Source organism: Vibrio sp. YT-17 (assembly GCF_033337375.1).
Taxonomy (GTDB): domain Bacteria; phylum Pseudomonadota; class Gammaproteobacteria; order Enterobacterales; family Vibrionaceae; genus Vibrio; species Vibrio alginolyticus.
Window position 1 is genome coordinate 1 of sequence record NZ_JAWOQP010000163.1, and the last position, 1,133, is coordinate 1,133.

Annotated in this window: 1 protein-coding gene and 1 pseudogene; both read left to right on the forward strand. The window is 42.4% G+C overall.

Going from position 1 to position 1,133, the window contains the following annotated elements:
- On the forward strand, window positions 1-741 hold a 741-nt coding region (locus R7F67_RS24670; RefSeq protein ID WP_318057516.1), incomplete at its 5' end, for a type VI secretion system contractile sheath domain-containing protein.
- A gap of 10 nt (window positions 742-751) precedes the next feature.
- Window positions 752-1,133 (forward strand): annotated as a pseudogene (locus tag R7F67_RS24675) (protein of avirulence locus); the annotation flags it as partial.

The following is a 1,133-nucleotide window of genomic DNA, read 5'->3' on the forward strand; positions in this document are numbered from 1 at the left end:
AGTGATGGTTCTCGAAACGATCAATTTGAATTTCAAGAGAATATTGACGATTCAAATAACGATTTATTGTGGGGAAGTGGAGCCTTCTGTTTTGCTGCTGTTTCGATTAGAGCATTCCAAGAGCACGGTTGGTTTACTCACATGCGAGGAATAAAACAGGGGGATTATAGTCAAGGCATTATTGTTGCTCCTACAAGAAACAAAACGCGCATTAATGGCAAAAATGACAGAGATAGATGCCCTTTAAATCTAAAAGTCTCTGAGCGTAAAGAGCAAGAACTGTCTGATTGTGGATTCATTCCGATTTCACCAGTTCCTGAAACAGACATGGTTGGCATGACTTCCAATGTTTCGTTGTATAAGCCAAAACTGTACGAAGAGAAGCATGTTGCGACTAATGCAAAACTCACCTCAATGCTCCAATACACGATGTGTGTATCGCGTATAGCACACTACGTCAAAGTTATGGGGCGAGACAAGATAGGTGGCTATCAGGACGCGGCATCGCTCGAGAGGGAGTTTCAGACTTGGTTACATCAATATACAACGGCTTCAGACGAAGCTTCGGATGAACTCAGAGCTAAGTACCCATTGAACGAAGCGAAGATCAAAGTTAGAGAGAAACGCGATACGCCAGGGCACTTCTACTCGGTGATACATTTACGCCCTCATTTTCAGCTCGACCAAATGGTCTCAAGTATCAAATTAATTACGGAATTATCACCAGAACATTTGGTGTAAGGAAAGAAAGATGACTCAGTGGAAAAATGCCTTATCGGAAGGGCAGTTGCAACAAGCTTTAGAACTACTAATCGAAGCAATAAAGGCATCTCCCAAGGATGCCAGTTTGAGAAGCTCTTTTATTGAACTGCTTTGTATTGATGGTGATTTTGAGCGAGCTGATGAGCAACTGATGCAGTCTATTAAACTGTTTCCTGAATATCTTCCAGGCGCTAGCCAGTTAAGACATCTGGTTAAAGCTGCTCAAGCGCGAAAGGATTTCGCTCAAGGTGCGGCAACCGCGAAGGTATTGGGTGAGAACGAAGAACTAACTAAGTCATTGGTTAGCTTCAACTTATCAATGGTGAGTCAAGATTATGAACAAGTTTCTGAACTTGCTCTTCAAATCGAAG